The sequence below is a fragment of the Hymenobacter sp. J193 genome, from assembly GCF_024700075.1.
Taxonomy (GTDB): domain Bacteria; phylum Bacteroidota; class Bacteroidia; order Cytophagales; family Hymenobacteraceae; genus Hymenobacter.
The window spans coordinates 642,397-667,134 of sequence record NZ_JAJONE010000001.1; the positions used below are offsets into that span (position 1 = coordinate 642,397).

Below are 24,738 nucleotides of genomic sequence, written 5' to 3' on the forward strand. Positions count from 1 at the left end.
TTCCGTCCGTGGTTAAAAGTGGTTGAAGCCTTGGGCGCGCAGCGGAATAGGCTGGCCGGCTTTGGTAATCAGATTCGCGCCTTCGCTCTTCTCCACCATGTGGCCGATGATGGTAATATCGGGGTGGTTCTTGATTTTGTCGTGGGCCGACAAGGGCACGGTGAAGAGCAACTCGTAGTCCTCACCGCCGTTGAGCATGCACATGATGGGGTCGAGGTTAAACTCCTCGGCCACCTCCAGCGTAGGGTTGGCAATGGGCAGGTTCTCGGTAAACACACGCGCCCCGGTGCCGCTGGCCTGGCACAGGTGCAGCACTTCAGAGGCCAGCCCGTCGGAAATATCAATCATGCTGGTGGGCACCACGCCCAGGTCGCGTAGCTCGTGCACCACGTCCATGCGGGCCTCGGGGCGGAGCTGACGCTGGAGTACGTAAGGGTATTTCTCCAGCTCGGGCTGAGTTTCGGGGTCGGCCTGCCAGGCTTGCTTTTCGCGCTCCAGCACCTGCAAGCCCAGGTAGGCCCCGCCCAGGTCGCCCGTCACGCAAAGCAGGTCGTTGGGACCGGCTCCGCTACGGCGCACGGCTTTGCCGACTTCGATCTGGCCCAGAGCCGTGATGCCAATGGTGAGGCCCGAGCGGCTGCCGGTAGTGTCGCCGCCCACCAGATCCACATTGTAGGCCTCGCAGGCCAGCCGGATACCTTCGTAGAGTTCCTCCACGGCCTCTACCGAGAAGCGGGCCGGTACGCTTAGCGCTACTACAATCTGGGTAGGCAGCGCATTCATGGCCGCAATATCCGACACATTCACGGCCACCGCCTTGTAGCCCAGGTGCTTGAGCGGGCAGAACGTAAGGTCGAAGTGTACGCCTTCCACCAGCAGGTCGGTACTGACGACTATTTCCTGTCCGGCCGCCGGCGCCAGAATAGCCGCGTCGTCGCCGATGCCCAGAATGGTGCTGGGTTGCTGAAGCTGCACGGTTTGCTGGATGCGGCGAATCAAACCAAACTCACCTACTTTATCTAACGGGGTTACCTCACTCATGACAGTACGTAGTTCAACATTTCAAGCGCAGCCGCGCTGTTCTCAGAGGCAAAGATACCGGCTTCGGCGCTATGCTTCGGCCCGCGTTTAAAACAACGATGCCGCCCCCCGAAAGGAAGCGGCATCGTGCTTGGCAGTCAGTCGGCGGGTGGAGCCGTCGGCCTGAGAGGTGGTTACTTAATTACCAGCTCTTTGTAGACCGTCAGTTGGCCGTCGGTGCTGGTGCACTGCACGAAGTACAGACCGGCTTTCAGCTTCGATACGTCCAGGGTCAGGTTTACGTCAGTCTGGTTGCGGGGCTGCACCGAAATGCGCTGACCCATATTGTTGAGCACCGTGATAGTGCCCACCTTCACGTTGCGCAGCGAAATATTCACTTTGCCGCCCTGGGCCGGGTTGGGGTAGATGCTGATGCCAGTGTTGAACTTGTCCAGCGTCTTCAGGGTAACGTTGTAGGTACCCAGGTCGAAGTCGTAGTCGTGAGTACCGAGGCGGGAGTAGTCCTGACCACCCGGGTTGCTGGAGCCATCGGGGCCGTTGAAGGCCGTGGAATACATCATCCAGGTATCGGAGATGTTGTAGCCACCGGGGTTGCGGGTGGGTGGGTTTGAGCCGGGGACGTTCTGGGGCAGCGGATTGGTCATGTTGCCTCCCGAAACTTCCGGACGACGGATAATGGACTGATTGGCGGATGTTACAAAAACTGCTTTGCCATCCGCAGCATTATCGGCCGCGTTCGTGCCGCTCCAGTTGCCATCATCCGTTCCAGCGGCATTAAGGGGGTTTTCACCAATAACCCCAATCAGGTCTACAATCACCCCAGCACCCACTCCGGCCGTACCACTAGGGTAGCGTACCAGCGCTATGGCATCATTGCCGTTGAAAAAGGCAACACCACCGGTTTTAGCGGGTGTTTTGATTGTATTAGGACCTTCAGTCTGGTACGGAGCGCTCAGCTGGTCCGTTTCCGTCAGAATGCTCGACAGGCTTGCCGTCAGGTTAGCATAAACAAAAGCCTCGGCGGGCAGCAGTACGTTTTCGCCTTGGCTGCGCATCAAACGCTCTTCCTCAGTAGGGGTGGTAGAGCCATTTGAGTAGCGGCGTATCGAGTAGGCATTCAGGTTAACCGTTGCCTTAGTTGGGTTGAAAACCTCTAACGCCCGCTCGTTGCCCGCTGATTTGATTGGGTTTGACTCCGGATAAGCAAAGCCGTTTTGATGCGCGCCTTCATTATATTCCGAGAAGAACAGCTCATTGGCCTGGCCGAACGACGCGGAAGCCGTGAGCAGCAATGCTGAAAGTACTGCGTAATGTTTTTTCATGGTGCAATGGGTAAGTGTACAAACCGGCCCAAAGATACTGTGCAAATCTTGTTTACCGACTTCTCACGTCGTGTATTCTGCTAAGATCAAACTAAAACGTAACAGGAATTTCACTATACTTCCCTGCTGATAGGCACGTTTGCTAACGAACGTTCGGAACCCTATCTTTGTTTACTCAGCAGCCCCATGGAAACCACTGCCACTCCTCTCTCGCGCAAAGCCCAGATCGACCAGGTAGCCACCGGGCTGTTTCGGCAGCGCGGCTACGCGGCTACCAGCATGCGCGAGCTAGCTGCGGCCCTGGGCATTGAAGCCGGCAGCATCTATTCCCATATCCGCTCCAAGGAAGAGATTCTGCATCGTGTCTGCTTTGGTCTGGCCGAATCGTTCATGGCCGGCCTGCGCAAGGCCCAGACCGCGGAGCCCACGGCTTCGGCCGCCACTCCAGCTGCGCCGGGCCATCGAAAACCACGTGCGGGTGCTGATTGCGGATACGGCGGCCTCCGCCGTGTTTCTGCACGAGTGGCGCCACCTCAGCGAGCCGGCCCACACCGAGTTTCAGCACCTGCGCCAGCAGTACGAGGCCGAGTTCCGGGCCCTGATTGCCCAGGGGGTGCAGGCTGGCGAGCTATACACGCCCGACCCGGCTTTTGCCGCTCTCACGCTTTTGGCCAGCCTCAACTGGCTGCCCAACTGGTACCGCCCAGAAGGCACGCTCACGCCCGACCAGATTGCCCAGCGCCTGACCGACCAACTTCTCGACGGTTTAGCGTATTAAGCTTTTCCTCTCACGCTTCCATCCCCCACCCAATTATGTACGGCTCCGTCAGCACCCACGACATTCCGGCCCAGGCAACCACCGGCCTCGAAAACGAAGACCCGCAGCAGCTGGCCGAATTTGAGGCCCGCATTGCGCGCGGCGAGAAAATCGAGCCCGACGACTACATGCCGGCTTTGTACCGCAAGCAGCTCATCCGCATGATTGAGCAACACGCGCACTCCGAAATCATTGGGTCGCTGCCGGAGGGCACTTGGATTACGCGGGCCCCGGGCTTCCGCCGCAAAATGGCCCAGATGGCCAAGGTGCAGGATGAGGTGGGCCACGCGCAGCTGCTGTACTCGGCCGCCGAAACCCTGGGTAAGTCGCGGGAGGATATGCTCACGGACCTTATCAACGGCAAAAGCAAGTACTCCAACGTCTTCAACTACCCCACGCCTACGTGGGCCGACTCCAACGCTATTTCCTGGCTGATTGACGCGGGTGCCATTGTAAACCAGATGGCCAACGCCCGCGGCTCCTACGGGCCCTACTGCCGGGCCCTGGAGCGGATATGCGCCGAGGAAAGCTTCCACCTCAAGTACGGCCACGATGCCGTGGTGCACATGGCTACGGGCACGCCCATTCAGCGGCGCATGATGCAGGAAGCGCTGAACCGCTGGTGGCCACCTATCATGACGTTCTTCGGCCCGGCCGACAAAGCCAGCCAGCACACCGAAATTCTGATGCGCTGGAAAGTGAAAATGGCTTCCAACGACGACTGCCGCCAGCAGTTTCTGGACATGTACGTGCCGAAAATCCTGGAAATCGGCCTGACCATTCCCGACCCCAACCTGCGCAAAAACGAGGAAACCGGTAAGTGGGAATTCACGGAGCCCGACTGGGAAGAGCTGCGCCGCGTGATTAACGGCGACGGGCCCTGCAACCAGGAGCGCCTGGCCGTGCGCCGCGCCGCCGAGGAAAACGGGGCCTGGGTGCGCCGCGCTCTGCAAGCCAAGCGTCAGGCTCCCAAAGCAGTACGCCCGTTAGCTTAATTATGAATGCTGAATTATGAATTGTGAATTATGAATTCGCCCGGTTAACGCCTTTGCGTGAATTCCTAATTCATAATTCATAACTCATAATTATCCCCCGATGCTTTCTTCCCTTGACCCGCGCATAGCCCGCCTGGCGCTTCCCGATACGGCTCCGGCACCTACGCCCAAGGCGGCTTTCGACCAGTTTGAGACGTTCGAGGTCTTTCATCAGAAGAAAGACGGGGCCGCCTACACCTACGTAGGGCCGGTACACGCGCCGTCGGCCGATGTAGCCTTTCTATTTGCCAAGGAGCAGTACAGCCGGCGCTTTGCCTGCACCGGCATGTGGGTGGTGCCTACCAGCGCCATCAGCCTCACTGCCTACGTGGGCGACCAGGAATCGGTGTACGATGGGGTTACGGCTATTGTACCAACGGCTGACGCGCCGGCTGAACCGCAAGAGTACGCCATTTTTCACCTCAAAAAGCGCGGCAAAGCCCATACGTACGTGGGCATGGTGCGAGCTGCCTCGGCCGCCGATGCGCTGCATCAGGCCAAGCTGACTTTCGGGGAGCAGCGCCCCGTGGTGAACGTGTGGGTGCTGCCGTGGAACGAAGTGCTGCCCCTGGACCCGGAAGACCGGGACATCTGGCTGACGACCCCCGAGAAAAAGTACCGCGAAGCCATTGCCTACAAAGTGCAGGACCGCATCGAGCGGTTCAAGCTGGAAACAGGTAACAAGTGACAGGTAATGAGGTAACAGGTCACGCGAACGAACCTGTCACCTGATACCTGTCATGGGCCACCTCATCACCTGATACTTCTTTCTATGAATGACCCTAAAAAAGACCTGCTGTACCGGCTGGCCGACGACCAACTGATTCTGGGCCACCGCAACTCCGAGTGGAACGGCCTGGGCCCGATTCTGGAAGAAGACATAGCCTTTTCGTCTATGGCGCAGGACAAGCTGGGCCATGCATTGCAGTTGTATTCACTTTTGCATGAGCTGGGCGAGGCGGAGCCGGATACGGTGGCTTTCACGCGCAACGCGGCGCAGTTTCACTGCTCCCAGCTAGTAGAGCTGCCCATCGGCGACTACGCTTTTTCGCTCATGCGTCACTTCCTCTTCGACCACGCCGAGCTGCTGCGCTTTGAGGCGCTTGCGGCCAGCTCCTACGAGCCCCTGGCGCAGGTGGCCCGCAAGCTCAAGGGTGAGCTGAAGTACCACGTGCTGCACGCCAATACCTGGATCCGACAGCTGGGCACCAGCACCGAAGAAGCCCTGGAAAAGCTCCAGGCTGCGCTGGATCTGACCTTGCCCTACGCTTTGGGTCTGTTTGAAAAAACCGAGGCCGAGCCCGCCATTATTGCCGAAGGCCTGTTCATTGGCGAAGACGCGCTGCGGGCGCAGTGGCTGGAAAACATCAGCCGCGTGCTGAGCCAGACGCAGCTGGAACTGCCCGACCTGGCCGCTATGACGCCCGTAGGCGGCGGCCGCCACGGAGAGCACACCGAGTTTCTGCAACCCCTGCTCGACGAAATGGCCGAAGTATTCCGCCTCGACCCTACCGCCGATTGGTGATTCCTGGGTTGCCGGTTGCCTGACAAACTACCTGAAAACTATCAACCGCCAACTTGAATATGGACGAATCCACCATCCTTTCCTGGCTCTACGAAGTGAAAGACCCCGAAATTCCGGTGGTGTCGCTGGTGGATCTGGGCGTTATCCGCCGCGTGCAGATCGGGGCTGATGGCCATGTGACGGTGCGCATGACGCCCACTTTTTCGGGCTGCCCGGCTATGGACTACATGCGTCGCGACGTAGAAAGGGTGCTACTAGAACATGGCGTGGCAAGCTATACCGTGGAAATGTCGTTGGAAGAAACCTGGAGCAGCAACGACGTGACGGAGCGCGGCCGGCAGGCCCTGCGCGAGTTTCGTCTGTCACCACCGCCCGCCCACCAGGGCATTATCGACCTCGACATTCTGGAATATGCCGAGTGTTCGCACTGCGGCTCCCACAATACGGAGCTTCGTTCTCCGTTTGGCCCTACGCTGTGCCGGGCTCTTCACTACTGCCACAACTGCCGCCAGGGGTTCGAGCAGTTCAAGCCCGTGTAGCACAATGCTTCTCTATAGGGAGTGTTTTCCCTGCTTTTGCCGTTATTCAGATCTTATTTTCACTTGTTGCTTGCATGAAGCTGATCCTGAAGCCCTCCTTGTGGCTGGCCTGTATCCTCCTTTTCACGGCCGCCTGTAACCGTACGCCCAAACCCCTCGACCCTGCCTCGGCCAAAGCGGTAAAAGTGCAGCTCGATGTGCTGCAGGACACGGTAGCCAGCTGCTGGGCCGAGATGATAGCCAGCGACGATGCCAAACTCAGCGCTACCAGTCAGGTGCTCCGCACCCTGGCCGAGCAGCCTGGCACTGACCGCGTAAAGGTGCAGCAGCTTACCCAGGCCAACAATCGGCTGAAAGCGTTGCGCTACGACCAGCAGACGATGCGGGAGTCGGCGCGGATTGATGCCTACGATGCGGCCCAGGACTCTTTGCTGCGGGCGCTGTATCCGGTGGCGCTGCCTGAGGCCGGCCAGCCCAACGAACTGGTGCGCAACCTTACGGAAGGCATCCAGCAAACCGATAATGAAGTGGTAGGCTTCCGCGTGCGCTACGACCGAGCAGCCAAGCACTTCAACGACTATCTGCAGCTGCACCAGCCGGAGCTGCAGGAGTTGGGCGGCAAATATGCCAAGCTTCAGCCGTTGCCCCTGTTTACCATTCAGCTGTAGTCGTCGGTGGCCTTACCTTCAGGCCTATCTAAAAGCAAAAAGCCCCGCTTCCCGGGGCTTTTTGCTTTTGGCGCTGATACGTAGCTGTAACTATAGCTTCGCCATTTCGTCGCGCACGAAGTCAGCGAGGGTGCGCAGGTACTCGGTGCTGAAATCAAAGCGGATGCCCGCGGCAGCATAAATGTCGCCGATGGGGGCGGTATAGCCTAAGGCCAGGGCGCGCTTATAGGCAGCCAGTCCTGCGGCCGGGTTCTGGCGGAAGTTGCGCCACACGGCAATTGCCCCCAGCTGAGCCATGGCATACTCGATGTAGTAGAACGGCACTTCGTAGAGGTGCAGCTGCTTTTGCCAGAGGTAGGGCTTATAGCTTTCCAGCCCCTGCCAGCTCACGGTGCGCTGGTTGAACTCGTCGAAAACCTCCGTCCAGCGCTGGTGGCGCTCGGTCTCGGTGTGCTTAGGATTTTCGTAAATCCAGTGCTGAAACTTGTCGATGGTAGCCACCCACGGGAAGGTTTCGAGCACACTTTCGAGGTGGGTTTTCTTGGCCCGGCGCAGTTCTTCGGCATCCGGGAAGAATACGTCCCAGTGGTCCATGCTCATCAACTCCATGCTCATGGAAGCCAACTCGGCCACTTCGGACGGCGGGTGCTTGTCGGCCGACAGCGGCAGGCGGCGCGTGAGGAAGCTGTGTACCGCGTGGCCGCCCTCGTGCAGCATGGTCACCACATCACGCAGGGAACTGGTGGCATTCATGAAGATGAAGGGCACGCCGGTTTCGTCGAGCGGGTAGTTGTAGCCGCCGGGCGCTTTGCCTTTGCGGCTTTCCAGGTCGAGGTTGCCCATCTGGCGCATGGTGCGCAGGCAGTCGGCCAGGAACGGGTCGAGGCGCTCGAACACCGTCACGGTTTTCTCCAGCAGCTCTTCGCCCGTTTCAAACGGCCGTAGCGGCGCCAGCCCCGATACGTCTACATCCAAGTCCCAGGGGCGCAGCTCGGCCAAAGCCAGATCCTGCCGCCGCTCCAGGTCGAGGTCGTCAATGAGCGGCACCACGGTTTCGCGGATGGCCTGGTGGAAGGCAAAGCAGTCTTCCGGCGTGTAGTCGAAGCGCCCCAGGGCCGCAAACATATAGTCGCGGAAATTAGGGAAGCCGGCATTCAGTGCCATTTGGTGGCGCAACTGCACCAGTTCCGTAAACAGCTCGTCCAGCGGCTCGGCATCCTGGAGACGGCGCTCCTGAATGGCGCGGTAGGCCTCCTCGCGCAGGGCGCGGCTGGTTTTTTTCAGCTGGTCGGCGGCGCGGGGCAAGGTCATTTCCTCGCCGTGCAGCGTCACCGTCATGGCGCCCACGGTAGCGGCATACTGCTGCTGCTTGGTGCTGATGTCGGTTTTAAGCGGAATGTTGGCTTCGCGGTAGATGGCCAGCGCCTGCCGCACCGAGCGCACAAACACGCGGTAGCGGGCCTCGTCCAGCCCCGGCAGAAACTCCGACGCCATCATTTTTTCGTTGAGGGCGTGGTCGTAGGGCGCTACCTGGGGCTCAATCTCGCTCACGAAAAACTGAAACGCCTTGGCGCGCTCCTGGTCCTGGGTGTCGCACGTCATGCGGATATAGCGCCAGGCCATGTCCTCGCTCAGCATGCTTTCCAGCTCCGAGCGGTCCAGCAGCCAGCGCTCCAGCTCGGCCGCTGAGTGTATAGGCCGGTCGCGCAGCTCCACGAAGTAAGTTTCCAGCCCAGCCCAGTCGGTTACCCGGAAATCCTCGGGCAAATAGAGGCGAGGGGGGGCGCTGGGTGTCGGTGGCCAGGGCCGTTTCGACGAGAGTATCCATCCAGAATAGAAGCTAAAGATGCTAAGCCGGGCCTACCCGATTTCAATTACAACGTCGCTGGTGAGTGGGTGGCCCACACATACCAGCACGTAGCCCTGTTTCATTTCGGCGTCCGACAGGCCTTCCCGCTCGTCCAGATGGACTTTACCGGACAGGCACTTGCCGCGGCAGGCCGTGCACAGGCCTGCCTGGCAGCTATACGGCAGATCAATGTCGAGGTCGAGGGCCGCTTCCAGAATTGTTTGGGCGGGCGTCACTTCAAACTGGTACTCGGAGCCCTCGTAGTTGATGGTCACGTTGCGCGTCACAATCTGGCCGTCGTCATCAGCCGAGGATACGTCGCCGTGGCCGTTGGGCTGGGCGGCGGCAGCTTCCATGGTTTCGGCGGCAGCCACGAAACTTTCCCGGCGGATGTTGGCGGCGGGCACGCCCAGCAGCTCCAGCGCGGACTTGGCTTCGGCCATCATGCCCTCGGGGCCACACAGGAAATATTCGGCCTGCGCGGGCGGAAACTGGTGGCGCTGCTCCAGAATGCGCAGCAGCGTGGTGCGGTTGAGGCGGCCGGTGTGCTGGTGCGCGGCCGGCCCGTGCGTGGGCTGGCTGTACACGTGCTCTACCTGCAGGCGGCCGGCGTACTGCTGCTCCAGCTGCCGCAGCTGCGCCCCAAAAATCACTGATTCTTCGTTGCGGTTACCGTACACCAGCAGCACGTGGCTCCGGGGCTCCTCACGTAGCACGGCCTTCAGAATGCTCATGAGTGGGGTGATACCGCTGCCTGCGCCCACCAGCACGATGGAGCGCGACGCCTGGGGCTGGGTTGGCAGACAAAAGTTGCCCAGAGGCGCCATTACTTCGAGTTGCTGACCTACGCGCACTGTATCGAGCAGGTAGTTGCTCACTAAGCCACCCGAAACGCGCTTTACCGTGACGGCCAGGCGGGGCGCCTCGCCGGGCGTGCTGCTCAGTGAATACGCCCGGCGTTCTTTTTTGCCGCCGGGGCCGCAGGGCAGAATCAGCGTCAGAAACTGGCCGGGCTGGCAGGCTACCGGCTGGCGGTCGGGGCGCTCGAAGTGAATAGTGGCGGCGTCGGAGGTTTCCTGGGTGATTTCGACAACGTTGAGTGTGAGGTACGGGGAACTCATTCAGGCAAGTAAACGGGTGGTACAGGGAAAATCAGCCGCCGCTCCACCAGAGGAGCTACGGGGCTGCAAATTACGCGAATCCGGCGGGTACGTTTTAGCTTGCGCCCACCTTTCCTGTATACGATTCCGGCGCCCTGCCCGGTTTACTTTCCGTCTATGTCCGCTCTTGCCTCCCTCCTGCGTCGCCACCAGGCCGATTTCGGCCCCATCCTGCCCGTTGACCTCAATGCTCCCGAAGTAGCCCGCCTCGATTTCACCGCCGCCAACCCGCTCGTAGTCCAGGCCGATCTGCGCGCTACGGCAGCGTTTGAGGGGCTGATAGTGCAGCTGCTGGAAGCCCGGCAAGCCACCATCGGCGTGGGCGGCTACCTCGAAAACCGCGTCATCTACCGGCGCAGCCCCGGTTTGTTTGGCGACGACGCCCAGCCCGCCCGCTCCCTGCACCTGGGCGTAGACATCTGGCTGCGGGCCGGCACGCCGGTGCTGGCTCCCTTGGATGCCGTAGTACACAGCGCCCAGGACAACGTCGGATTCGGCGACTACGGCCCCACCGTCATCCTGGAGCATGAGCTGGCGGGCACCACGTTCTACACGCTCTACGGCCACCTCACCCGGCGCGAAACGGCCCTGCTGCGACCCGGCATGGTGATTGAAAAAGGTGGCACTTTCGCCGAAGTAGGCCCCGCCCCCGAAAACGGCGACTGGCCCCCGCACCTGCACTTTCAGGTTATTGCCGACCTGCAGGGCCGCGTCGGCGACTTTCCCGGCGTGGCAGCACCAGCGGAGAAAAACAAGTGGGTAGCTTTATGCCCGGATCCTAACCTGATTCTGCAGAGTCGGCACCTGTAAAGGGAACCACGGATTGGCTACGCCGAACTTCGTTTCGCGTGGGTTTTTCGAATTATACGGATTTCGTAGACAATTTTTACGCAACAAAAAAGCCTCGCACAACGCGAGGCTTTTTTGTTGCTCATGAACTTATAAGCCATGACTGTGTCAACTACAAAATCCGTGGTCTTAGTCGAACTTGATGGCTACTACGGGCTTGATGCGTGAAATGAGGTAGGTAGGCAGCAGTACGGCTAACAGGGACATCAGGAAGGTAGCCACATTGAGGACCACGATGATGAGCGGGTCCCAGTAGATTGGCACGCGGTCCATGTAATAGTTCTCGGGGTCCAGCGGGATAAGGTGGAAGAAGTACTGAATGGCGCAGAAACCCAGCCCGGCCAGGTTGCCGTAGAAAATACCGCGCAGCGCCAGGTTCAGCCCCCGGAAAAAGAACATACTCCGAATCTGGTTGTCGGTGGCCCCTATGGCTTTAAGCACCCCAATCATATTGGTGCGCTCCAGAATCATGATGAAGATGGTGGCCACCATGTTGAAGGTAGCCACGAACACAATGAGCAGCAGAAAGATAACCACGTTGCGGTTGAGCAGCTGCAGCCAGTCGAAAAGCTGGGCGTACTCGTCCGTGATTTTATCGAGCTTGAGGTCGTAGCGCAGGTTTTCGTACAGATTGTCGGCTACGGGGTCAAGCTGCTTGAAGTCTTTCAGCACCACTTCCATGCCGCCCACCAGCGTATCGGGCCAGGCGTTCAACTCCCGTATCTGGCGAATGTCGCCGATAACGTACACTTCGTCGAACTCGTCGAGGCCCGTCTGGTAAATGCCGCTGACCACGAAGCGCCGTACGCGGGGCGGGTTCTGAATAAAGTAGAACAGCGCGTCGTCGCCCACTTTCAGGCGCAGCTTATCGGCCACTTTGCGCGAAAGCAGCACCTGATCGGAAGCCGACGTATCGGAAAAGGACAGAAACTTGCCCTCCACCAGGTTCTGTCGCATCAGCGAAGGGCTCTGCCGCTCGTCAATGCCTTTCAGCACCACGCCCAGCACTTCTTCCCGGGTTTTGATGATGGCCGTTTTGCGGGCAAACGGCTGCGTAGACTGGATCTGCGGAAACCGTTTCAGGTCGTTGAGCAGCTGCACGTTGCCGATGGGCTCTACCTCCAGCGAGTTGTTGTTGTCGTACTTGCTGATAGTCAGGTGCGACCCGAACGAGAAGATCTTGTTCTGGATTTCATTGCGGAAGCCTTCCAGGATGGAAAACGACACAATCATGACTGCCACGCCCAGCGCTATGCTGACAATGGCTATTTTTGTCACCGTCGAGGTAAAAGACCCCGCATCGGCACCGTCAATTTTGTGGGATATATACCGGGAGACGTTCACTGGCGTAAAGCTACACGTCTACGTTCAGTTTTCTAGCTTCGTTGTACATGCCTACAGCCCTTTTTACCGGCCTGCTCGGTTTCACGCTCCTGCTCACGGATTGCAGCCGGACGGCCAGCTCGTCAAGCACCTCACCCTCAAACGCTAACTCCTCCGTAGCGGAAGTTAGCCAGGCGCAATCATCATCTCCACAAATACTGGCCGCTGAGCCCGTAACCGCGCCGCTGGTAGTAGGCGCGGCCCGCTTCGACCAGTATCTGCCCCTGCTCAAAGGCAAGCGCGTGGGGCTGGTGGTCAACCAAACGGCCCGCGTGGGCCGTGCCTACCTGGTGGATACGCTGCTGACGAAGGGCGTAGACGTAACGGTAATTTTTGCGCCGGAGCACGGTTTCCGGGGTGAGGCCGCCGACGGGGCCACCATCAAAGACGGCAAGGATGCCCGTAGCGGCCGGCCCGTGCGCAGCCTCTACGGAGCCACCAAAAAGCCTACGCCCGAGATGCTGCAGAACGTGGATGTGCTGGTATTCGACATTCAGGACGTGGGCACGCGCTTCTACACCTTCATCAGCACCATGCACTACGTGATGGAGGCGGCGGCCGAACAAAACAAAGAAGTACTGGTGCTGGATCGCCCGAATCCCAACGGCTGGTACGTAGATGGCCCCGTGCTGGAACCCCAGCACAAGTCGTTTGTGGGCATGCACCCCATTCCGGTGGTGCACGGCCTCACGGTGGGCGAGCTGGCTAAGATGATTAATGGCGAAAAGTGGCTGGCCAGCGGCCGGCAATGCCGCCTGACGGTGGTGCCGGTGCAGGGCTACACCCACGCCACGCGCTACGAGCTGCCCGTGCGCCCTTCCCCCAACCTGCCCAATGCCCACGCCGTGGCGCTTTACCCCGCCATCTGCCTGTTTGAGGGCACCGACGTAAGCGTGGGCCGCGGCACCGACGCACCCTTTGAGCTGATTGGCGCACCCACGCAGCCGGCCACGCGCCCCTTCAGCTTCACGCCCCGGCCCAACGCCGGCTCGCCTACGCCCCCGCAGAATGGCAAGCTGTGCTACGGGGAAGACCTGCGCCAGATCGGCAACGAGGTGGGCTTCACGTTGAAGTACCTGCTGGATTACTACCGCCAGAGCACTGCCAAGGAAAAGTTCTTCGGTAAGTACTTCGAACAGCTCAGTGGTACATCTACTTTGCGGCAGCAGGTGGTAGCCGGCAAGTCGGAGCAGGAAATACGGGCGTCCTGGGAGCCAGCGCTCGGCCAGTACAAGGCTCTGCGCCAGAAGTACCTGCTGTACCCGGACTTTAATTAAATCGTGGGCGAGGTTAGCCCGCAGAAGGCGCGGAGGATTGCGCGGAAGACGCGGAAGAACGACCTCAGCGCCCTCCAATCGTCTGATAAACTATGCTGAACATCATTTTCATGGGCACGCCCGAGTTTGCGGTGCCCACGCTAAAAGCGTTGAATTCCTGGGAAGGGTGCCGGGTGGTAGCCGTAGTGACGGCGCCCGATAAGCCGGCGGGCCGGGGGCGGCAGCTGCAGGGCTCGGCGGTGAAAGCCGCGGCCGAAGCGCACCAGCTACCCGTGCTGCAGCCCACCAACCTGAAGTCGCCGGAGTTTCAGTCGGAGCTGCGCGGCTACGGGGCCGATCTGCAGGTGGTGGTGGCGTTTCGGATGCTGCCCGAAGCCGTGTGGAGCATGCCACGCCTGGGCTCCATCAATATCCACGCCTCGCTGCTGCCGCAGTACCGCGGGGCTGCGCCCATCAACTGGGCCCTCATTCACGGTGAGACGCAAACCGGCGTCACCAGCTTTTTCCTGCAGCACGAAATCGACACCGGCAACCTTATCTACCAGGATGCCGTGGCTATTCTGCCGGAAGATGATTTCGGAACGTTGTATGAAAAGCTCAAGATGGCCGGCGCGGCCCTGGCGTTGCGCTCGGTGCAGGCTATTGCGGCCGGACAGGCGCCCAGCATTCCCCAGCCTGTGTGGCCGGAGCTGCGCCCCGCCCCCAAGCTCCAGAAGGAAACCGGCCGGCTCGATGTAGGGCAGTCGGCGCCGGCGCTGGCCAATCTGGTGCGCGGCCTCTCCCCCATTCCCACGGCCTTCACCCAGCTGCCCGATGGCCGCACGCTCAAAGTATTCAAGGCTCAGCCCCTCGACGATGAGGAAGCCAGCGGCCCCGATGCCAACCAGCCCGGCCGCTGGCTTTCCGATGGCCGCACCTACCTGCGCCTGCAGACCGCCAGCGGCTTACTTGATCTGCTGGACGTGCAGCTGGAAGGCAAAAAGCGCATGCCTGTGCAGGACTTTCTGCGCGGTATCAACGTAAGCCAACTAGGATTGCAGAACGGCTAGTCGTTTTCTGCGGGGCCACCTCTTTTTCTTCTATTAGCTTATGACCGCACTGGTAGTAGCCGTAGCCGATAATGGCGTGATTGGGGGCGAAAACAAGCTACTCTGGCACTTGCCGCTGGATCTGAAGCACTTCAAACAGCTCACCCACGGCCACCCCGTGATTATGGGCCGCCGCACGTTTGAAAGCATTGGCCGGCCGCTGCCCAACCGTACCAACATCGTAGTCACGCGCCAGACCGACTGGCAGGCGGAGGGCTGCCGGGTTGCCAACTCCGTGTTGGAAGCCCTGGAGCTGGCCGCGCCGCTGGATGAGCAGGTATTTGTGATTGGGGGGGCGAAATCTACCGCCAGGCCCTGCCCGCCGCCGACGTCGTGTACCTTACCGAAGTGCACCACGATTTCGAGGGCGACGTGACCTTCCCCGACCTCACGCCCGGCGACTGGCGCGAGGAAAACCGCGAGCGGCACGAGCCCGACGACAAGCACGCCTACGCCTTCAGCTTCGTCACGCTGCGGCGGCGGTAGCGGTGTGTCATGGCGAGGCAAAGCCGAAGCCATCCGTCCTTTTCAGAACCAGTCACATTCTTTAGCAGAAAGCCCCTGCCGTCAGCAGACGTCAGGGGCTTTTCACATTCCATGGCTTAGTGCGCTGTACAGGATGGATGGCTTCGGCTTTGACTCGCCATGACCAACTCAGGAACTCGCCAGTTCACCGCTACCGTAGCAGCACCAGCTTGCCCCAGTCTTTCTTGAAGGCTTTGTCGGCGCTGGTGCGGCGGTGCTCAAATTGGCCGGTGTTGTCCATCACCACGCGGTAGAGGTAGGTACCGTTGGCCAGCCTGTCGCCGAACTCATCGGTGCCGTCCCAGGCGTACTCGGTCATGTTGTTGCCGATGTGCAGCGGGCCCAGCTCAGCCATCGAAATTTCGCGCACCACTTTGCCCGTCAGCGTCATGATCTGGATTTTCATGTCACGGGGCATTTCGGAACCCGTCATCGTGAACACGAAGCGCGTCTTGCTGGTAACCGGGTTCGGGAACGGATAGATGTTGGTGATGGTCGAGGCATTTATCACCTCAAATGACACCTCGTACCGCTCCGTAGCCGCCTTGGAATCCCGCAGGTCTTTGCCCTGCACATACAGCTTGTACTTCCCATCCGCCAGCTTTTCGGGGCGGTAGTCGATCTGCGCCTTTCCTTTCGCCGCATCTGCCTTAAAGGTGATGTTGGCGCTGGTCATGTCCACCACTTGCGTAGAGCCATCCGGGCGCGTCAGCAGCACTTCGAAGCTACCGGCTTCCATCGGGCGCCGGGTATCGTCGTCGTGCAGCAAGGCAGTGATGATGGGCGAAGGCGACACGATGTCCCCGTTCAGAATATGCTGGCCGTCGAAGGCTACATCGAGCGTGGGCGGCAGGTTCTTGTCGGGGGTGTTGAAGGCCACGGACAGCTCGTTGTTGAAGTAGTACAGCTCCGGCTGCAGCTGTGGGTTCACCACCACTTTCACCGTGGTAGCCCCCGCGAGGTCCGACACATCCAGCTTGAACAGATAGGTTACCGAGGCATCGGCCTTCAGCGCGCTTTCCGATTCCAGCTCCACCGTGCGCACCGTGTTACCATTGGTGATGGTAGCTACGGCCTTCACTTTCTCGGCAAAGTCCACCAACGACGTATTCTGGAATACCACCGGTATTTGCACTAGGCCTGCCTCTGCCTGCTTGTCGAGGTTGTCGTAGCTGCCGGCGGCGGCCAGGTCGCGGCGCACAATGCCTTCCGGCAGGCCGGTATACGTCACCAGCCACTGCTTGAGCTGCGGGGCTACGCGGTTGGCTTCATCCTTCAGCTCCAGCTGCAGCTGCAGGTAGGGGTATTCGGTGGCAGAAACCGTGCTCAGGTCAACCTGCGAGGGAGCCACGTTTTCCCGAACCACCTGCGAGTTGCCCTGGGCATCGACCCCAATTACATTCAGCTTGGCGCTGCTTGTACCCGTAACCGGCAAGGTGTAGAACAGGGTGCCCCATTTGGTGGAGGGCCCGATGAGCGTGGAGGTAATCTTGCCGGAGCTGCCATTGGTTTGCAGGCTGCTGGTGAGGGAAACGATTTGGCTGCTGCGGGGAGTTGGGTCGCTCGAACTGGGCAGAGCTTCCTGAGCCTGGCCGGAGGCCAGCCCCTGCCGGCCCAGCAGCACAAAGGGGTCGTTGTCCTTCAGGTTGTCGATTTCCTTCGAGCCAAGCCGCCGGAAAGCTTCCTTCAACTCGGGCGAGAATTTGGTGAAGGCAATTCGGTTCGTTGAAATCAGCGCCACGATGTAGCCCTCCGGAATATTCCGGAGAAAGTTCAGAAACTGCGCCTGCGTAGGGGCAGTGTTCATGCTGTTGCTGCTAGTGGTGGCAAACGTGTAGTAGCGTGCCGACTCGCGCCCGCATTGGGCATAATCACCTCCGGGAATGTCGGTAACCGGGGCCAGCGTCTGGGGATTGAAGACACTAACCAGGAAGTTAGGAATCTGAACGTTGCAAAGCTCGCTACCTACCGGCGCATCCCCCACCTGAATACCAAAGGTAGTGGAGTAGGCTCCGCTGGTACGCAGGGCAATAGGTACCTGCTGCTTCTCGAAAGCCCATTTAGCAGCGGGCGGGGTCAGGGTCAGGCCGGTTATGTCGTCGCGCAGGAACTGGCCGTAGTGGCTTTGCGACCAACCCGTGGGGCTACCGGGAATGCTGCGAAAAGAGCTGGAGGCCCATTCGGCTGTTTCGTTGGCGCCTGGGTCTTTAAAGCGTACCCGCCAGTAATACACCACGCTATCCTGCCCGGCAGCGGCTGGCAGCTCGGGCCGCCAGTCGGGCAGGATCCTGGCCATGACGGTTTCCCGCTTGATGCCCGGGCTATTGAACGTGGAAACAGTATCCAACTCAAACTCATACGCCCGCTCTACGCCCGCCGGGTCGTTGCTCTGTCCTACCAAATGCACCGTAGCGGTGGGCACGATGGCGAATTCAGTTGGCGAAATCAGCGTAATGCCGCCTTTCAGGAAGCTGTACTCCAGCGTGGCCGTGTTGTTCGTTTCGTTGAGTTCGGCCACTGCACCGTCGCTGTCCAGCTCCACCGTAAACCGGTTGGACCCGAAGACGTCACCGGAATTCGTGAAATCGAAGGTCAGAACCGTGTCGCGGCCGATCTGCGTGAAGGTTTTGCTGAAGGTTTCATTGCCCCGCACGCTGGAATACTCGCGGGTTACTTTCACCGTCACGTCGTCGCCCGTCCATTTGCCCAGGTTGCTGGCCGAAACCTGCAGCTGGAAAGACGTAGAGTTGGCATCTACCTTGGTTTGCCCAACGCCTGGCACCAGTTTTATCCGGGAGTTATCGGTTGCGTAGTCCGGCTTTTCTGGTGCATACATCGTCAGGACCGGGTCGCCCTGCCAGATGGTATTCATGGCCATCGATACGGCATGAATATCGTTTGAGTAACGTGCCAGCAGTCGGCGCGCTACTTCGCGGTGGATAACCGGAATTGGTTTGCCGTACCAGGCCGGATCAGCGAACAAGGCTTTATAGATTTCCGTGCAGTAGTAGTGCAGCTGGTTTTCAAAGCCATAGTCACTGCTGGCCAGATAGCCGATAGCACCCTTGTTCTGGGCCAGCATCCAGTTTTCGCCAATGGTGAAGGCAGTGGTCAGAAACGCGTTGCCGCCCGAGCAGCCATTCACCAGGAAGATTGGGTACTTGCCTTTGTTGTTGTAGTTGTTCAGCGGGTCGCTGGGGTTGCCCACGTTCAGGTCATAGTCCGTTGGGGAGCCATGCCCGAAATACGTAATGAGCGACAGGCCCGCGTTCAGCTCCTGCGCGATGTTGATGTACACTGGCCGGTTACCCAAAGTGTTGCGCGTGATGGTGCGCACCACTTTGCCCCCGAACAGCGGTCCTTCGGCAATAGCCTTGTATTCGTCGACGTAGTTTTTGAACTGCACGAACTCCGACTCCTGCTCCCCACCCGATAAGTGCAGGATGTTTTTGCGCCACGGTTCGTTGCCCAGCGCCTCGTGCTCTTTTACTTTAGTTAAGTAGTTGAGAATATCCGCCGAGGTTCTGGCCGGATAGCGCCCGGTCGGAATTTTTGCCAGGTAGGAGCCTTTCTCCCAATCCGAGGAAAAGAAGATATCCGAATAGGCCCGCGTCGTGGTTACGACGAAATTATTCGTCGACACATTGCGGGCATCAACCTGCCGGCCTTTGCCCAGCAGCAGCATGTACCGGTTGGCCACCTCGCCCTGGGTCAGAACCCATTCCACAAAGTGACGAATGGAGAGCGGGGACAACTCCCCGTAATGGTACTGGTCGATGAGCTGCGGGCCCGTCACCACGAGCGTGTCGTAGCTGCCCCCAACGGTGGAGGCCCGGTAGTCGGCGTAGGCCCGCACCGGGTTGGCCACGTCGCCCACCGGCGTCATTAGCGCCGGGTGGCTTACAACGATATAGTTGGCCTTGGCCGCATTTATCGATTTAAAGAATACCCGGCTGATAGATCGGGGCAGGATGGCCTTGGCCGCATCCGCAATCAAAAGCTTTCGGGTGACACCCGTTGCCGCCGGAAACAGGAAGCTGCGCTGGTCTGTACCGGTAGCTTCCCCAGCCACGCGCTGCACGGCGTAGGGCTCGGTAATATCGTAGCCTACGGTGGTGGCAGGAATCGAATCCAGCTGGTAGTAGGCCGGGCCGGCCAGCGTGGAGTCGTTTTCAAAAAACACTCGTTTGCTGTTTCTCCACCGGGCTTTCTGCCGATAATCCACCCGGATATAAGCTACCCGGAAACGGTCGGAAGGATTCGTGAGAGGGTCAGGCATGGTTACTTTCACGCCCAGCTTGCCATCCGCGCTGATTTCCGTCGTGGCCACGCTGAAGCTGACCAGCCGGAAGTTCAGCCCCGAAAACTTTACGGTCTGAATAGTGCGCAGGGTGTTGCCGGCCACATCGGTTAAATCGAGCGTAGCCGTGTGGTCGGTGTTCGAGTTACCAACCAGCAGGGTGGTCACCTTCACGCTGTCACCGCTGATTCTTTGTACCTGAATGCTGTCGACAACCCATTTGGCCGTGGGCGCCTGCGAGGTAATGGGGTTGGACAGGAAGGCTTCCCCCTTTTCGGCCCAGGGAGCATAGGAAAACAGCGACACGTCGCCGGGATTGTAGTTGGCGGTCTGCAACGACGTGCGGGTTTTCTTCCAGGTGGCGTGCGCAGCCGTACTGCTGCCGGTCGGCTCAGTCATGCGCTTGCCCGCTACGCCGGCTTTCCAGGTGAGAAAGTACGCCGCCGTATCCGTAAACAGGCTATACAGCGCGTGCGGCTGGTCGGTGCCTTTGAGGTACATGCCCCGGTCCAGCTGCCCGTCGTTGCGCTGCCCGTAGAACTCCACAAACGTGCTGGCATCAAAGGTTGCCTGGTTGCCACCTACATAGATGGCAACCTCCTTGCCCCGGCGCCAGAGCTGAAGCTCCTCGGGCTTCACCCCGGAAACGCCGGCTTTGGTCAGGTACTGATAATCGAGCCGGTAGATACCGTCGCGCACCACCTTAATCTTATAGTACGGCTGTCCGTCGGCAATCCACTCGTTGCCATACGGCCCCGACTGAGCAAAAAGACGGGTGGCTGCTATCAGCAGAACCAGCAAAAGTCCCCACTGAAGCCGCCAGGTACTGGCGTTAGCGTAGCGTTTATACATTGAGTAAGCGGTTTTTGACGCAGAAATGAGTTGCTGAGGAGAGCAGGCTTATCGAAACCCGTAACCCAGCGACACGATGATGGAATTGGTTTTGGCCTGCTCCACGGCCAGGCGCGACAAGGCCACATCCAGCCGCAGGCCGCTGGTAGTGAAGCCGACGCCCAGGCTGGGCTGGGCCCGCCAGCTTTCCTTGGTGGAAGCCGTGCCCTCGATTTTCTGAAAGTTGCTGACGCCCGCCCGCAGGAAGGCCACGTTGTGGTAGCCTACTTCCAGGCCCAGCTTCGGGTCGATGCTGATAAAGCTGGTAGAAATGGGCGTGTTGCGCCGGCCGTCGGTGGTGGTTTCCAGGTCGGTGCTTACCAGGGCTGAGAACTGTCCGGGCAGCTTCACGTTGTAGGCCGCGCCCAGCACCACCCGCGGCAGCGTGATTTCGGAGCTGCTCTTGGGAATGGCCAGCGTGTCGTTGCTGTTGCGGAACTTCTCGGAGTTGATGGACCAGGCCGTGATGGTGGTGGTAATGTCGCGGGCCATCAGGCCCAGGCGCAGGTTGCCGCGCTGGTACTGGGCGCCGGCATCGAAGCCAAAGCCCCAGGCCGTAGCAAAGGAGCCCACGTTGCGGTACACGATTTTGCCGTTGGCGCCCACCGTGAGGCCCTCGGGGCCCAGCTTGCGGGCGTAGGAGAGCAGCATGGCGTAGTCGGCCACCGAGAAGTAGGTAATGTTGTCGTAGTTGATCTGCCCGTACTCGTTTACCAGGTTGCGGGTGTCGGCAATGTCATCCACGCCAAGGCGGATGATGCTGGCCCCAATGGCGCTCCGCTCGTCGAGCGGCATAGAAAAGGCCGCGTAGTCGTTTTTCACGATGCCCGAAAACAGCTCCGAGTGCATGAGCACGGCATCGTACTTGGTTTTCTGGCCCAGCAAACCCGCCGGGTTCCAGTAGCCGGCCGTGGCATCCTGCGCCAGGCTCACCTGCGTGTTGCCCATGCCCAGGGCCCGGGCTCCTACCCCAATGTTGAGAAATTCATTGGCATACTTCGGGGTGTTGTCGGTGCTCTGCGCCAGGGCAGCCGTGGTCAGGGTAACGCTCAGGCCAACTACGCCCAGCACGCGGGCAAAACGGAAAAGGTGCATCATACGCGGGATACAAAAATCGGGTAACGGACGGTGGCTGCTTAACGCGAAGGTCGGGCGAATAGTGCACTGAATATATCGGTTTTCGACCAAGTATCCAGCCGGCCCGGTGAGGCCCGGCGCCGTTCGTGCGAACTGCCTGAAGCAGACTTCAAAGCTCCGCAAAAAGTGCCAATTCCAGCCGGAAAAGGGCTTCGGCGAAAAAAGATAAAATTATTTTCACCTAGTACCTTGCGTTGCATAGTACCTTTCGATATCTTTGTCTCATTCTTCATCCACTACCACGCATCAGTCCTATGAAAGTAGAGAACACCCAAGTGCAGATGCGGAAGGGCATTCTAGAGTTTTGCATTCTGGAAATAATTGCCCGGGGCGAGGTCTACGCTTCCGATATGCTCGAAGAGCTGACGGCAGCCCGTATGATTGTGGTAGAGGGCACCCTCTATCCCTTGCTCACCCGCCTAAAGAACGCCGGCCTGCTGGATTATACCTGGAAAGAGTCTGTTTTCGGTCCGCCCCGCAAGTACTACACCCTCACGGCCGTGGGGCAGGACTTCCTGCACCAGCTGCGCCTCACGTGGGAGGAAATCGAGGAGTCCATCCAGATCATCCGCTCCCAGCCCTCCACCCCTACCCCCGCCGCCGAGTAACGGCCGGCAGTTTCTGACCAGTACTTCCTGAACCGCAGCACCAGATGAAAAAGAACATCAGTATCAACCTGCAGGGCCTGATCTTCCACATTGAAGAAGATGGCTACGAAGTCCTCGGCCGCTACCTGGCCGAAGTACGGGCGCACTTTTCCGGCTACCCCGGCCACGAGGAGATTGTGGCCGACATTGAGGGCCGCATTGCCGAGCTGTTCGCTGCCCGCCTTTCCAGCACCAAACAGGTCATCACCCTGAGCGACGTGGAGGAAATGACCGCCAAGATGGGCCGTGTAAGCGAGTTTCAGTCGGCCGATGAGCTGGACGAGGACGAGCTGGAGCAGGCCGTGGCTACGGGCCGTATGCCCCAGGCCGAGCCGGCTGCCGCCGCTGGCACCGCCGCCGCTGATACCGAGCCCCGCCGCCTGTACCGCGACATAGCCAACCGCAAGATTGCGGGTGTAGCCGCCGGTATTGCCCGCTACTTCAGCGTGAATCCGCTGTGGGTGCGGTTGGGCTTCCTGGCGCTACTCTTCCTGCCGAACATCCTCTTCCACCGGTGGACGGACGACGACAACGGCAACCTCGACCTGCCGGGCATCAGCTTCCTGCTCTATATCATCCTCTGGATTGTGCTGCCCAAGAAGTACGACGCTACGCCCGCCGATGAAGACCCTACCTTCAAGAAGCTGTACCGCGACACCGACAACGGCAAAGTAGGTGGGGTTTCGGCTGGTCTGGCCGCCTACTTTAAGACGGATGTGGTGGTGTTCCGCCTGCTGTTTGTACTGGGTGTCTTTGCCGGTGGCTTCGCTATTCCGCTCTACATTGTGCTCTGGATTCTGCTGCCGGAGGCCAAAACGGCCTCCGACCGCCTCCGGATGCGCGGCGACGCGGTAACGCTGTCCGGCATCGACTCCTCCGTGCGCAACCAGGCCGTTGATGGCAGCTCGGGGCGCCCCGTAGGCACCTTCCTGGAAGAGTTTTTCCGCAACCTGAGCCCCCTGTTCAGTGTGCTGGGCACCCTGCTCCGCTTAGCCGCCGCCGCTTTCCTGATCATGATTGGCTTTTCGCTGCTCATCGGTACCATCATTATGCTGGGCGCCGGGCTGGGCATCTTCACCTCCGAGCAGTTCGAAATTGACGGGGTAGCGGCCTACTCGGTGCTGGGCGACTTCCCGGGGTGGTTCCTCGTCAGTGCTTTCCTCGCGACCTTTATTCCGGCCCTGGCCATGCTGCTGGCGGGGGTAGGCTTGCTCCTGCGCCGCTCTATCCTGAGCCGCACGGCTTCGCTCACCCTGCTTGGCTTGTGGCTGCTGGGCATCGTAGGCTCGGTAATGGGCGGTGTTCATATCAGCCGCAACTTCCAGCGCGAAGGCGACCAGACCCAGGACGTATCGTTTCCGCAGCTGAATGCCCGTACCGTGCGGCTGGAGCTGCGCGACCTGGAGGAAGGCAAATGGGCCGGCTCGGTACTGCAGGTGGCCGACAGCGGCCAGGTGCTGAGCGTGCTGCGCGAAGCCAGCGCCCGCGGCGTGACGGAAGAGGAAGCGGCCCGCACGGCCGGCTCCAGCGTCTCCTACCAGATGCGCAGCCTCAACGACTCCACCCTCGTGTTCGATAACCACTTCCGCATTGCCGCTGGCTCGCCTCTGCGCGACCAGGAGCTGCTGCTGACTATCCGCCTGCCCCGCGACCGGCGCTACCGCATGTCGAGCGAATTTGCGTACTGGCTGGGCAGCGAGTTCTTCGTAGGTGACAACATTCCCGAAGACGTGGAAGACCGCACCTTCCGGCTGCGCGGCAACAAGCTGGAGTGCATCGGCTGCCCACCCAGCACCAGCACCAGCAACGAAGACAACGACAACAGTGATAATGACAATGACTTCGACATAGACGTGGATGTTGACTCAGATGGCGAGTCTTTCAACATCGACCTCGGCAAGCCCGACTTCGATACGGAACTCAGCAGCTACGGCAGCGGCCGCCGCACCTTCACCGTCGATGATTTCAACACCATCGAAGCCAGTGGCGCTTACCGCATTGTGGTGCGGCGCGGCGACACCTACCAGATTGAAGCTGCCGGCGAGGAGCGCGACATCAGCCAGCTGCGCATTGAAACTGTGGGCGACGGCCTGCGCATCCGCTCCATCCGCGACGGGCTGTTCGGGTTTTCCGGCACCCGGGAGCCCATCCTCATCCGGGTGCAGATGCCGGAGCTGACCCACCTGGAGCTTAGCGGAGCCTGCCGCGCCGATGTATCGGGCTTCCAGGGCAAGGCGCTGCAGGTAGAGCAGAGCGGGGCCAGCACGGCTAAGCTGGACGTGAACGTGCCGCGCCTGGAGCTGGACCTGAGCGGAGCCTGCAACACCGCCGTGCGCGGCAAGGCCTCGGAGCTGGACATTGATGGCTCGGGCGTGTGCAAAATCGAAGCGCTGCGCCTGCAAACCAACCAGGCTTCCATCGACCTTTCCGGCGCCAGCCGGGCCCGCGTACGGGTTGCCGAGCGGCTTAAGGCCGAAGTAACGGGCTCCAGCCACGTAGACTACGCCGGCAACCCCGCCAACGTGCAGAAAGAGGAGTCGGGTGGGTCCCGGGTGCGCGCCATCACCTCCGCTGATGCAGATGAGGACACGGCTACTGACGAGGAATAAGGTAGCGAAACCTTAACACGCCGGCTACCAAACAAGCAGCCAGCAACCGGCACCTTTGCAGTCGTTTTGAACAGCGG

At 60.0% G+C, this 24,738-nt stretch carries 18 protein-coding genes and 1 pseudogene; 12 read left to right on the plus strand and 7 right to left on the minus strand.

Annotation, left to right across the window (positions count from 1 at the left end; translation table 11 throughout):
* Nucleotides 1-12 precede the first annotated feature (12 nt).
* Both thiL and LRS06_RS02740 read right to left on the minus strand, forming a co-directional pair.
* A complete protein-coding gene (gene thiL, locus LRS06_RS02735; protein ID WP_257870071.1) occupies nt 13-1,041 on the minus strand; it encodes a thiamine-phosphate kinase in 1,029 nt (342 codons plus the stop codon).
* A 173-nt stretch (nt 1,042-1,214) separates the two neighbouring features.
* Complete coding sequence (locus LRS06_RS02740) at nt 1,215-2,363, minus strand: T9SS type A sorting domain-containing protein (protein WP_257870072.1); 1,149 nt, start codon at nt 2,361-2,363, stop codon at nt 1,215-1,217.
* Between the two features lie 478 nt (nt 2,364-2,841).
* Between LRS06_RS02740 and LRS06_RS02745 the strand changes: the two genes are divergently transcribed.
* From LRS06_RS02745 to LRS06_RS02770, 6 genes are all read left to right on the plus strand, one after another.
* The gene (locus LRS06_RS02745; RefSeq protein ID WP_257873366.1) at nt 2,842-3,141 is read left to right on the plus strand and encodes a TetR/AcrR family transcriptional regulator C-terminal domain-containing protein; all 300 of its coding nucleotides are present in this window, start codon (nt 2,842-2,844) and stop codon (nt 3,139-3,141) included.
* Between the two features lie 35 nt (nt 3,142-3,176).
* Nucleotides 3,177-4,175: a 1,2-phenylacetyl-CoA epoxidase subunit PaaA gene (gene paaA / locus LRS06_RS02750; RefSeq protein ID WP_257873367.1), complete on the plus strand. Its 999-nt coding sequence runs from the start codon at nt 3,177-3,179 to the stop codon at nt 4,173-4,175.
* 100 nt (nt 4,176-4,275) lie between these two features.
* Nucleotides 4,276-4,902, plus strand: a complete 627-nt coding sequence (locus tag LRS06_RS02755) for a phenylacetic acid degradation b (protein WP_257870073.1) — start codon at nt 4,276-4,278, stop codon at nt 4,900-4,902.
* Between the two features lie 84 nt (nt 4,903-4,986).
* The gene (paaC, locus tag LRS06_RS02760) at nt 4,987-5,739 is read left to right on the plus strand and encodes a 1,2-phenylacetyl-CoA epoxidase subunit PaaC (protein WP_257870074.1); all 753 of its coding nucleotides are present in this window, start codon (nt 4,987-4,989) and stop codon (nt 5,737-5,739) included.
* Nucleotides 5,740-5,798: 59 nt separating this feature from the next.
* Nucleotides 5,799-6,278 (plus strand): 1,2-phenylacetyl-CoA epoxidase subunit PaaD, encoded by a 480-nt coding sequence (paaD, locus tag LRS06_RS02765; RefSeq protein ID WP_257870075.1) that lies wholly within the window; start codon nt 5,799-5,801, stop codon nt 6,276-6,278.
* Nucleotides 6,279-6,352: 74 nt separating this feature from the next.
* Complete coding sequence (locus LRS06_RS02770) at nt 6,353-6,946, plus strand: hypothetical protein (protein WP_257870076.1); 594 nt, start codon at nt 6,353-6,355, stop codon at nt 6,944-6,946.
* A gap of 90 nt (nt 6,947-7,036) precedes the next feature.
* Here the strand turns inward: LRS06_RS02770 and LRS06_RS02775 are convergent, their stop codons facing one another.
* Nucleotides 7,037-8,713 (minus strand): M3 family oligoendopeptidase, encoded by a 1,677-nt coding sequence (locus tag LRS06_RS02775; protein WP_257870077.1) that lies wholly within the window; start codon nt 8,711-8,713, stop codon nt 7,037-7,039.
* A gap of 93 nt (nt 8,714-8,806) precedes the next feature.
* Nucleotides 8,807-9,916 (minus strand): ferredoxin--NADP reductase, encoded by a 1,110-nt coding sequence (locus tag LRS06_RS02780; protein WP_257870078.1) that lies wholly within the window; start codon nt 9,914-9,916, stop codon nt 8,807-8,809.
* A gap of 156 nt (nt 9,917-10,072) precedes the next feature.
* Between LRS06_RS02780 and LRS06_RS02785 the strand changes: the two genes are divergently transcribed.
* A complete protein-coding gene (locus LRS06_RS02785; RefSeq protein WP_257870079.1) occupies nt 10,073-10,765 on the plus strand; it encodes a peptidoglycan DD-metalloendopeptidase family protein in 693 nt (230 codons plus the stop codon).
* Nucleotides 10,766-10,933: 168 nt separating this feature from the next.
* On the opposite strand, the gene LRS06_RS02790 is transcribed toward LRS06_RS02785, so the two are convergent.
* Nucleotides 10,934-12,082, minus strand: a complete 1,149-nt coding sequence (locus tag LRS06_RS02790) for an FtsX-like permease family protein (RefSeq protein ID WP_257870080.1) — start codon at nt 12,080-12,082, stop codon at nt 10,934-10,936.
* Between the two features lie 113 nt (nt 12,083-12,195).
* Between LRS06_RS02790 and LRS06_RS02795 the strand changes: the two genes are divergently transcribed.
* The 3 genes and pseudogenes from LRS06_RS02795 (at nt 12,196) to LRS06_RS02805 (ending at nt 15,038) form a co-directional block, all read left to right on the plus strand.
* Nucleotides 12,196-13,464 carry a DUF1343 domain-containing protein gene (locus LRS06_RS02795; RefSeq protein ID WP_257870081.1) on the plus strand — a complete coding sequence of 423 codons (1,269 nt, stop codon included), beginning with the start codon at nt 12,196-12,198 and terminating at the stop codon, nt 13,462-13,464.
* A 92-nt stretch (nt 13,465-13,556) separates the two neighbouring features.
* Nucleotides 13,557-14,513: a methionyl-tRNA formyltransferase gene (fmt, locus tag LRS06_RS02800; RefSeq protein WP_257870082.1), complete on the plus strand. Its 957-nt coding sequence runs from the start codon at nt 13,557-13,559 to the stop codon at nt 14,511-14,513.
* Nucleotides 14,514-14,553: 40 nt separating this feature from the next.
* A pseudogene (locus LRS06_RS02805) lies at nt 14,554-15,038 on the plus strand (dihydrofolate reductase).
* 190 nt (nt 15,039-15,228) lie between these two features.
* On the opposite strand, the gene LRS06_RS02810 reads toward LRS06_RS02805, so the two are convergent.
* Both LRS06_RS02810 and LRS06_RS02815 read right to left on the minus strand, forming a co-directional pair.
* Complete coding sequence (locus LRS06_RS02810; RefSeq protein ID WP_257870083.1) at nt 15,229-20,229, minus strand: C25 family cysteine peptidase; 5,001 nt, start codon at nt 20,227-20,229, stop codon at nt 15,229-15,231.
* 48 nt (nt 20,230-20,277) lie between these two features.
* Nucleotides 20,278-21,366, minus strand: a complete 1,089-nt coding sequence (locus tag LRS06_RS02815; protein ID WP_257870084.1) for a PorV/PorQ family protein — start codon at nt 21,364-21,366, stop codon at nt 20,278-20,280.
* Nucleotides 21,367-21,659: 293 nt separating this feature from the next.
* Between LRS06_RS02815 and LRS06_RS02820 the strand changes: the two genes are divergently transcribed.
* The gene (locus LRS06_RS02820) at nt 21,660-22,013 is read left to right on the plus strand and encodes a PadR family transcriptional regulator (RefSeq protein WP_257870085.1); all 354 of its coding nucleotides are present in this window, start codon (nt 21,660-21,662) and stop codon (nt 22,011-22,013) included.
* A 44-nt stretch (nt 22,014-22,057) separates the two neighbouring features.
* On the plus strand, nt 22,058-24,661 hold the full coding sequence (locus tag LRS06_RS02825) for a PspC domain-containing protein (RefSeq protein WP_257870086.1): 2,604 nt from the start codon (nt 22,058-22,060) through the stop codon (nt 24,659-24,661).
* Nucleotides 24,662-24,738 lie beyond the last annotated feature (77 nt).